Genomic DNA, 8,623 nt, shown 5'->3' with positions numbered 1-8,623 from the left:
GGTTAGACTGGCTTTGGCAAATTCAAAGCACTAACCGGGCGCTCACAATCAACCCAGCATGTTGATTGTGACCACTACCACCAGTGAAGGTCTTCTTCGATTAACGTTTCCATCAATTATCCTCTCACATTGTATGATGCCGGATTGTACCCCGCGCCGCCGGAAGAGACAAATAACCTCGAGTTTGCACTATCCATATAATGTCCGCCCTTTTGGTACAGTGAAGGGGCTGGGGTGACAGTTACTTTGTTTATCCGCCTGATCGAGCGTGATTTGACAGGGTACGGGTCAATATTCATCTCTGCAAATACAAAAATCCATCTCAAAATTACTCAAGATGGATTTGGTGAAATCTCATTCGATTGAGGCTTCCTTGTTCAGATAGCCCTGATCAGTTCAATTTTTCCGTTACTTCTTTATGAATGGAGTTTTTTCACCTTACGCCCTGTTAGGGTCAAAAAGAATGTCTCATCTGCACCAGAGCCTGTTGCCGGGTGATGGTAAACCCCACTTTCTCGCCATCCTCCTGCAGATATGGTTCAATGAATTCGGCCAGGGAAAAGTAGGGCAGCAGCCAATCGAGCATCGCCGGCCGGTTGGTAAAGCAATAGCGCATAGGAATGTCGAGAATATCAACTTGATACGATATGCCTAAATCATCCCAACTTATTTACCCATAAAGGTTTTTTTCAAAAGCTGGGGGCATCCTGAACACTCTAACGGGTTCTCTCTAAACTGAGGCATTCCCTCCTTAAACTCTGTTTTCGGAAATCTGTAATCATAGGCGTGATCTTGTATTTATGAACAAAAAGATATATTATCTTGTTTACGATCTTATCAAAACGAGTCTTGGGTTCCAGGACAACAATTACAATTTATAGAGAGATTTAATTGCCAAAACCATTGCGTTTCATCGTTGTTTTCTTAGTTCTGAGTATATTGACCCCCTTATGTACAAAGCCGATCTGCGCCGCAGCCGATACTGATAACCTGGTCTGGTGGCCGTATCTCCAACAAATGACCGACACCAGCGTTATCATTTTGTGGACGACCCGCATGGGAAGCACCCCGGTTATCCAGTACAGCCCCAACCTCAGTTACAGTCAGGCGGTCACGGGAACAACCCGGCTTACCCCGCTTAACACCCAAATGCACCGGGTCGAATTGACCGACCTCCAACCCAACACCCGGTACTACTACAAAATCTATGTTGATGAGGCCGACCTGCTGCCGGAACAAACGCTTTCGTTTCAAACGGCTCCGCCATCCGGCAGCGACACCCCGTTTACCTTTATTGCCTTCGGAGACTACGGCAACGACACCATCAGCCAAAGGCGCTTACGCAATCAAATGCTCAAAGACTCCTTCCATTTCATCCTGACTACCGGCGACAACACGTATGAAGATGGAGCCTATGACGAGTTTGATACCAATGTGTTCCAGATTTACCCCACCCTTTTCAGTCGCGTGCCACTCTTCCCTATTGTGGGCAATCACGATTATCTCACCGATCTGGCGGCTCCCTACCTGGACATTTTTGATCTACCCCAAAATGCCTGGCGTCCTCAGGATCGTGAACGCTACTATTCTTTTGACTATGGCAACGTTCATTTTGTGGCCCTGGATACAGACCGCCCACTTTGGGTTGATGATGCTGCTGCTGCTGATGATATGTTCGACTGGCTGCGGTATGATCTGGCCCACACCCCCCAGCGTTGGAAAATCGTGGCGATGCACGTTCCGGCCTATTCCACCGGCTTTCATCGCCGCGATAGCGAAATCCTTTCCCAACCCAAACTACCCCCCATCTTTGATGCGTATGGCGTGGACCTGGTGTTGAGCGGACACGATCACACCTATCAGCGCACTTATCCCCTGCGAGAGGGACAGATTGCCTCCACTGCCGAAGGTGGGGTGGTGTATGTGGTCAGCGGCGCCGGCTCTGCGGCCAGCTATCCCTGCGAAGAGGCCGACTGGCTGGCCGTGGCCTATTGCAGCCAAACTTATGGCATCTATAGCCGGGTAACGGTTGACGGCAACACCATGCAGGTTGAGGCGGTTGATCAGCAGGGGATCATCAAAGACTCCTTTGTTGTCACCAAATCGCTGGATATCCCATTGACCACGCTCACCCTTACCGGTCCCTCCCGTGGAAATCAAAACACCGGCCAGATCTTTGTCGCTGCGACTGCTCCCATTACGGTCACCATGCCCCTGACCTATGTCTGGCAGGCCGAAGATCAACCGCTGATCCAACGGATTGGCGGCCTGGCCGATACAGCCATCTTTACCTGGACTATTCCCGGCACGTACCAGGTGAAAGTGACGGCAACGGATTCTCAAAGCAACACCGTTTTCAACTATCATACCACTGTCATTACCAACACAACATCACCCGAATAAGACGACACCGTCTGTGGCAGAATATAACAGATTCCCGGCGTGACAGGAAATAAATATGGAGATACCAGAAGCAATACCTCCGGCTACCCTTCAAAAATCTCTCATCAAGGCGATTGAGTTAAAAAAACATTCGAACAGATCGTCGCTGTTGATGGAATATCGTTTAACTTTACTTTCCGGTAACTGAGATGTGACAAGAAGCGATTAGCAAGTCCATAATACAGTAAGCGTAAACTTGAAAAACTGTAAGAGGTGGACTATGCTAATCGCGATAGACTATACAAGCATTACAAGCAGTTGTCCAGGGATTACCAGTCGGGACGAATTTTGCTCTTTTACAATTGATGTGGGTGATGCTTCAAGGGCAGTTGTTGGTCAGTCGGGGCGGGATCTTTCCGGCCCTGATTGCGGGAGGTTTCAGTTGGCCGGTGGCCCGTCGTTGTTGGGCGGCGATGCGCTATGGGGCGTGGGAGAGTAGCGATCTGATTGAAGCATGGGGCAAGTATGTGGAAACAGAAGGGAAGTGGCAAGATATGCTTCCCGCACTTCAGACCAAATCATGATCACCTCCGCAATAATTAGACCTGGCAGAATTTTTCACTTTTTATTTTATTATGATCGGGTAACAGGGACAATCTGTACCAACTCACTAACCGATAAATAAAAAAGCCAGTCATTCAGACTGACTTTGGGGCAAACTCAAAGCACCAGCCGGGTGGTTAAAGCCAACTCCGGCAACTTCGCTAAACCCCTATTCCAGATCAAACAGTAAGTCCAACAACTCTTCAGCCAGCTCATCCAGATTGTCTTGATTTTGGGCCTCGCTAATAGCTTGCAGCAAACTTTTTAATTTTGTTGCTTGCGCCTCTGCCAGTGAGCCGCCATCCAGTAAAGCTTGGCCTCGGTTGAGCAGGGCCTGGGTTTCTTCGTCAATAATCGCAGGAATTTCCGTCTCTTCTGGGGCAGCCAAAAAATCCATTTCCGAAAGCCGTTCCCGGGCCTGGGCAATTTCTCCGGGCGAAAGGCGGGCCTGGGTGGCCTGCACGCTGATATTTTCTTTTTTTGCGCTAATGGGATCGGCGGCGGAAACATGCAACATGCCGTTCACGTCAAAATCAAACCGAACGTTCATAGTAGCGCATTCGCCGGACTTGGCCGGTTTCAGGCCCTTGATCAAAAAATCGCCCAGTAAGGTGTTGGCCGAAGCGATGGGCGACTCGCCCTGGTAAACCTTCACATGCACGGTATCCTGGTCGGGGTGCATGGTTTGAAAAACCTGTTCTTTGGTGACCGGCACGGTGGTATTGCGGTGGATCAGCACACTGTAAATGTCGGGGATAATGCTGCCGCCCATACGCATGGCGGTTTCAATGCCCAGCGAGTAGGGGGTGACGTCAACCAAAATTGAATCCACCGGCTGGCCGGCAATGATGGCCGCCTGCACCGCCGCGCCCAGAGCCACCACTTCGTCGGGGTTGATCTCGGCGTCGGGTTCCAGGCCGGTGTAATTAGCCACCATGTCCCAGACCACCGGGATGCGGGTTGACCCGCCCACCAATAGCACCCGGTCTAAATCGTCCACGGTTAACTCGGCGTCTTCAAATACTTTGTCCAGCGACTCAAGGGTTTGTTCCAGCAGGCCGTCAATTAAATCTTCAAACTCCGGGCGGGTGATGGCCGCATCCAGGTGCAGCGGCGCGCCGTTTTGCTCGGCCAGGTATTCTTCACGCAGCGCAGCTTCGGGAAAGTCGGACAGGTGGATTTTGGCAGCTTCGGCGCTGCGGTCAAGACGGGCCATCGCTACCCGGTTATCTTTGAGCGATAGCTGGTGCCTTTTGTAAAAAAGTTTGCTCGCGTGTTCGGCCAGAAGCTGGTCAAAATCATCACCGCCCAGTTGGGTATTGCCATGGCTGGCCCGCACTTCCACCACGCCGCCGGTCATTTCCACCAGCGACACATCAAAGGTGCCCCCGCCCAGGTCGTATACCAGCGCCAGTTGGTCGGCCTCGTGGTCCAGCCCGTAAGCCAGGGCGGCGGCAGTGGGTTCGTTGATAATGCGCACCACCTCCAGCCCGGCAATTTCACCGGCCTCTTGGGTGGCCTGGCGCTGGGCGTTGGTAAAATAGGCCGGCACGGTAATGACGGCTTTGTTGACCGCTTGCCCCAGTTCTTTTTCGGCGATGGTTTTTAGCTCGCGCAAAATAAAGGCCGAAATTTCTTGCGGCGAAAAATCGCGCCCACCCAGTTGAACTTTTTCCGCGCTGCCTATTTTGCGTTTGATGGAGCGCACAGTGTTATCGGGGTTGAGCGCGTACTGGTTTAAGGCGGGTTGGCCCACGAGCCAGCCGGTCTGTTGAGAGTAGCTGACCACGGAGGGCATAATCCTCTGCTCTCCGCTGGCTATAATTTTCGGTTGTCCATTTTTTACAATGGCTACCGCCGAATTGGTTGTGCCTAAATCAATGCCAACAATAGGTTCGTTCATTGAATATGCATAACTTTCCTTTTCTATTTTGATTGGGCGACGACAACCTCGGCAAAGCGCAGCACTTTGTTGGGGGTGGCGTAGCCGCGTTGGTCTTCACTTATAATAATGCCATCAGGCGCGCGGCCGCTGCTATCGGTAGCCACGGCCACGTGACAATGCGGGTTAAACGGCTGGCCCAGGGTAGGAATGGGTATGACGTCGTAACTTTTGAGCACGTCCAACAGGCGCATCCGGGCCAGGCGGATGCCGTCGAGCCAGGCGATAACCGCCCGGCGGCTTTCGGCGGGCATAGGGTGTTTTAACACCTGGCGGCGGCCATTTTCAAAGGCGGCGTCCAGGCTGTCGAGCGCCGGCAGCAGGCTTTGGATAAGGTCCAGTTGAGCGGTTTTGAGCGCTTGCTGCTGTTGTTTGTTCAGTTCGGCCAGCCGTTGTTCTTGCTGTTCAATAGATTTTTGCAAACCGGCAATGGTTTCCTGCTGCTGGACCAGTTGAGTTTCTTGCAAGGCATTGGCCTTGAATTGCGTTTTGGCCAGTTTGCGGATTTGCTCGCTCAAGTCGTCAACGGCGGGTTGAGGTTGGCCTGCCTCCCGTTGATCGGCAGGCAAGGAAGATGGTTCGGACCGGGCCGGCGTTGTTTGGAGCAGGGCCAGCAGTTCGTCTAATTTGTTATCCAGATGTTCCAGATTATTCAGGTCGTTTTCGCTGAGTACGGGGATGCGCTCGCCCAGCAAAAAAGCGTTCAGCTTTTCGCCAAATGTTTTTGACTTGCTCACAGGTCAATCTCTCTAAAATCTGCCTCAAAGTTGGCCCGGCCCAACTCGCCCCAGCGGCGCAGCGCCAGCAGTGCATCTTGGGGATGAAAGGCGGTGTCCAGAGTTAACGCGGTTGGGGGCGGCTGCCAGGCCGGGGGCGGCTGGGGCAGAAAGATGTCGGTTTCCACCCGGCGTTGGGCGCTTTTGATCTTTTCGTAGGCGGCGCGAATGAGTTTAAAATTTTCGCCTTCGGTTTCCGGTGGGTATTGGCGAATCAGGACAAAGTAGGCTTGTTTGATGTCGGCCTGCGTGGCCGTGGGCAAAACGCCCAACACGCGGTAGGGGTCGCTGGCGGTCAGGTCGGGCCGGCGTTCCGGCATAGCCGCGCTTTTAGGCATGTCAGACATAGAAGTCATCCTCATCATCAAACTCGCCCAGCCCGCCAAGTCTGGACATCATTGCCAATAGTTCCGGATCGCGCAGCATTTCGGCCACTTCCGGCGGGGCTTGATTTATTAATTGTTCGCGCAGGTGGGGCGGTAAATTCATAAGCATTTCTAGCGGGTTACGCGGCGGCGTTTTGCCGTGCAAAAACTCGTCTTTAACCAGTTTGACCCGATGCGCCATGAGCGGGTTCTTTTCGCGCTGGGCCTGGGCCTGGGCTTTATCCCAGTGGCGTTTGGCCAGCCGGGTTTGATCCATGTAGTAATACAAAACGCCTAATTCTATGTTGGCTTCAATATGGTCGGGGTTGTCTCGCAGCACCCGGCGCAGAATGGAAAGAGCAGCGCTATCCTGCTCCAATTCAACATAATGGTGGGCAATAGTGACCAGCACGTCGGCGGCGTCGGCGAAACGCTGCTCGGTATATTCAAGGATTTTCCGGCCTTCCTTTTTCCGGTTGAATTTTTGGCACTGCTCAAAAAGGTCCAAGAAGAACTCGCCGGGAATGGGCTGGGGGACGGCTTTAATGCGTTCAAATGTTTGCTGTAATTCCTGGCTGGCGTTATGTTCCAGCCAGATGATGAAGATTGTGTACAGGGTGTGTAAATCGTTGGGGTCAACGGCCAGTGCCTCCTCCAAATATTGACGCCCTTGCTTGAGTTTACCCCAATCCACGTACGTACCGCCCAGCATGGTCAGCAGGCGCTGGTTGTGGGGGACGTGTTTTAACCCCTCTTCAAATGTTTTGACTGCCTCTTTGTAATGCCCCCACAGGTTATAGTTCACACCTTCGCGGACATAGGTTTGGGCCAATTGCTGGCGGGCCACCGGGTTTTGCGGCTCCAGGCTCAAAATGCGTAGCCAGATTTCGCGGGCAGGTTCTAAAAAATAATCCTCGCTGTAGCTTTCGGCCAGCAGGGTGAGGGCGCGGATGTTGTTGGGGTCCTTATCCAAAATGCGGTCGAGTTCATTTTCGGCGGCCTGCCAGCGCCCCTCGATTTGATAAGCTTCAACCAGTTGCAGGCGCAGGTCAAGGTTATCCGGCGCCCATTTGACCGCATTTTTGTAGGTGGTTACGGCTTCTTCGTAATCTCCGGCCAGGCTGTAGTTTTCGGCCACGTTTTGCCAGATGCGAGCTACCTGCTCGTCGGTGAGGGCGTCGGGGTGATCGGCTTTGCGGGGCCGGCGGCGCAGCAGGGCGCGCCAGTATTCGGCGGCCTGCCGGTGATTTTCCGTTTTCTGATAAGCCAGGGCCAGGTTAAAAACAAGGCGGCGGCTGTTGTCGCCGGATTGTTCGGCTTTTTGCCAGCGGGTCAATGCCTGTGGCCAATCGCCTTTTTGGGCGGCGGCGTAGGCCAGTTCCAGGTTGAGTTGGCGGCGAAAATCTTTTAAATCGTTATTGGCAAAATCAACCTGTTCCAGCAGATCGGCCGCCTGTTGGGGTTGCCCGTTTTGCTGCGCTTTTATGGCCTGCTCGTAAATAATCGCAGTTAAATTTTGGCGCAAGTGCTCGCTGTTCAACCCTTGGGACTGCGCTGTTTGCCAGCGCGTCAGGGCTGTTTCCAGTTGGTCGGCCCGGGCGGCGATGACGCCCAGGTAATAGTGGGCCACGCCTTTCACCAGCGGGTGCGCCTCATTGCCTGTTTTAACAACCGTTTGCAGATCGGCCTGGGCCGCGACCACCTCGTCTAATAAGGCCAAGGCCGTTAACCCGCGCCACAGGGGGTGGAGCGGTTTTTCTGATAGACCAGGCATAACTTTTTTGGCCACCAACGTCTCAACAGCAGCCAGTTGCGTCTGCGCCTCGGCGTTCAGGTGGGGCCACACCGGATCTTTGTTGGCTGTTTGGCTCTGCTCAAGCAGCAATTGGGCCAGGGGTTCAGCGGCGCGCGACCAGGGCGGCGTCTCGGCCAATAGTTGGCGATACAGCGGCTCGGCCTGGGCCAATTCACCCCGGCGATGATAAGCCAGGGCCAGATGGTAACGATAAATTTGATCGGACGGCTGTAATTGAACAGCCTGCTTTAAATCCTCAATGGCAGGGGCAGGCGCACTCACGGCCCGGCGAAAATACACCTCGGCCAAAGCCGCGGCCAGTATTTTGGGCGCGTCGGGTTTGCGCCGGGCCTGTTCCCAGGCCTGGATCGCCTCGCTGTAGTCGGCCTGCCGGAGGGCCGTATGGCCTCGCTTAATCCATTCCGGCCCGCTTAGGCGTGTTTTTTGTTTTTGTTTTTCCCGGCGTTTGCGCCGCGTGCTTCGTTTAGACATAAAATCAGGGTATTGATCGGCCTTTTGTAGTATTGTCTCTAAAACGGAGATTATAGCATATATCCGAAAAATGCACTATCTTCTTGATCTCATCTCATGATATTTACTCAAAAAGGTCCCTGAAATAAAAAATCAGTTGTTTAGACTGATTATCTGTCAACCGCTAGCGGGCAGTTAAGATCAACCAGGCGTGTCGATTGTGACCACTACCACCAGTGAAGGTCTTCTTCGAGTAACGTTTCCATCAATTATCCTCTCTACACCTCTT

The 8,623-nt window shown here is 53.0% G+C and carries 7 protein-coding genes; 2 read left to right on the top strand and 5 right to left on the bottom strand.

Annotated elements, in window-relative coordinates:
* Window positions 1-454: 454 nt before the first annotated feature.
* Window positions 455-616 (bottom strand): hypothetical protein, encoded by a 162-nt coding sequence (locus JW953_11385; protein ID MBN1993293.1) that lies wholly within the window; start codon window positions 614-616, stop codon window positions 455-457.
* A 275-nt stretch (window positions 617-891) separates the two neighbouring features.
* Here JW953_11385 and JW953_11380 point away from each other — a divergent pair, with 275 nt between their 5' ends.
* Together JW953_11380 and JW953_11375 are read left to right on the top strand one after the other, a co-directional pair.
* Window positions 892-2,403 (top strand): metallophosphoesterase, encoded by a 1,512-nt coding sequence (locus JW953_11380; protein MBN1993292.1) that lies wholly within the window; start codon window positions 892-894, stop codon window positions 2,401-2,403.
* 353 nt (window positions 2,404-2,756) lie between these two features.
* Window positions 2,757-2,966 (top strand): hypothetical protein, encoded by a 210-nt coding sequence (locus JW953_11375; protein MBN1993291.1) that lies wholly within the window; start codon window positions 2,757-2,759, stop codon window positions 2,964-2,966.
* A 188-nt stretch (window positions 2,967-3,154) separates the two neighbouring features.
* Here JW953_11375 and JW953_11370 read toward each other — a convergent pair whose 3' ends face one another.
* The 4 genes from JW953_11370 to JW953_11355 are packed head-to-tail and all read right to left on the bottom strand — an operon-like array spanning window position 3,155 to window position 8,355.
* Window positions 3,155-4,888 carry an Hsp70 family protein gene (locus JW953_11370; GenBank protein MBN1993290.1) on the bottom strand — a complete coding sequence of 578 codons (1,734 nt, stop codon included), beginning with the start codon at window positions 4,886-4,888 and terminating at the stop codon, window positions 3,155-3,157.
* 23 nt (window positions 4,889-4,911) lie between these two features.
* Complete coding sequence (gene grpE, locus JW953_11365) at window positions 4,912-5,664, bottom strand: nucleotide exchange factor GrpE (protein ID MBN1993289.1); 753 nt, start codon at window positions 5,662-5,664, stop codon at window positions 4,912-4,914.
* Complete coding sequence (locus JW953_11360) at window positions 5,661-6,050, bottom strand: DnaJ domain-containing protein (protein MBN1993288.1); 390 nt, start codon at window positions 6,048-6,050, stop codon at window positions 5,661-5,663. The genes grpE and JW953_11360 overlap by 4 nt, the downstream gene beginning before the upstream one ends.
* Entirely contained in the window at window positions 6,043-8,355 is a 2,313-nt protein-coding gene (locus tag JW953_11355; GenBank protein ID MBN1993287.1) for a tetratricopeptide repeat protein, read from the bottom strand. Before JW953_11355 ends, JW953_11360 begins: the two co-directional genes overlap by 8 nt.
* Window positions 8,356-8,623: the final 268 nt, after the last annotated feature.

Source organism: Anaerolineae bacterium (assembly GCA_016931895.1).
Classification (GTDB): Bacteria; Chloroflexota; Anaerolineae; order 4572-78; family J111; genus JAFGNV01.
The sequence above is the reverse complement of the archived record's forward strand: the minus strand, read 5'-3'. Positions and strand labels throughout refer to the sequence as shown.

Coding starts and splice junctions, on each gene's coding strand:
- JW953_11385 (MBN1993293.1), bottom strand. CDS start 616: ATGCGCTATTGCTTTACCAACCGGCCGGCGATGCTCGATTGGCTGCTG.
- JW953_11375 (MBN1993291.1), top strand. CDS start 2,757: ATGCTTCAAGGGCAGTTGTTGGTCAGTCGGGGCGGGATCTTTCCGGCC.
- JW953_11370 (MBN1993290.1), bottom strand. CDS start 4,888: ATGAACGAACCTATTGTTGGCATTGATTTAGGCACAACCAATTCGGCG.
- JW953_11360 (MBN1993288.1), bottom strand. CDS start 6,050: ATGTCTGACATGCCTAAAAGCGCGGCTATGCCGGAACGCCGGCCCGAC.
- JW953_11355 (MBN1993287.1), bottom strand. CDS start 8,355: ATGTCTAAACGAAGCACGCGGCGCAAACGCCGGGAAAAACAAAAACAA.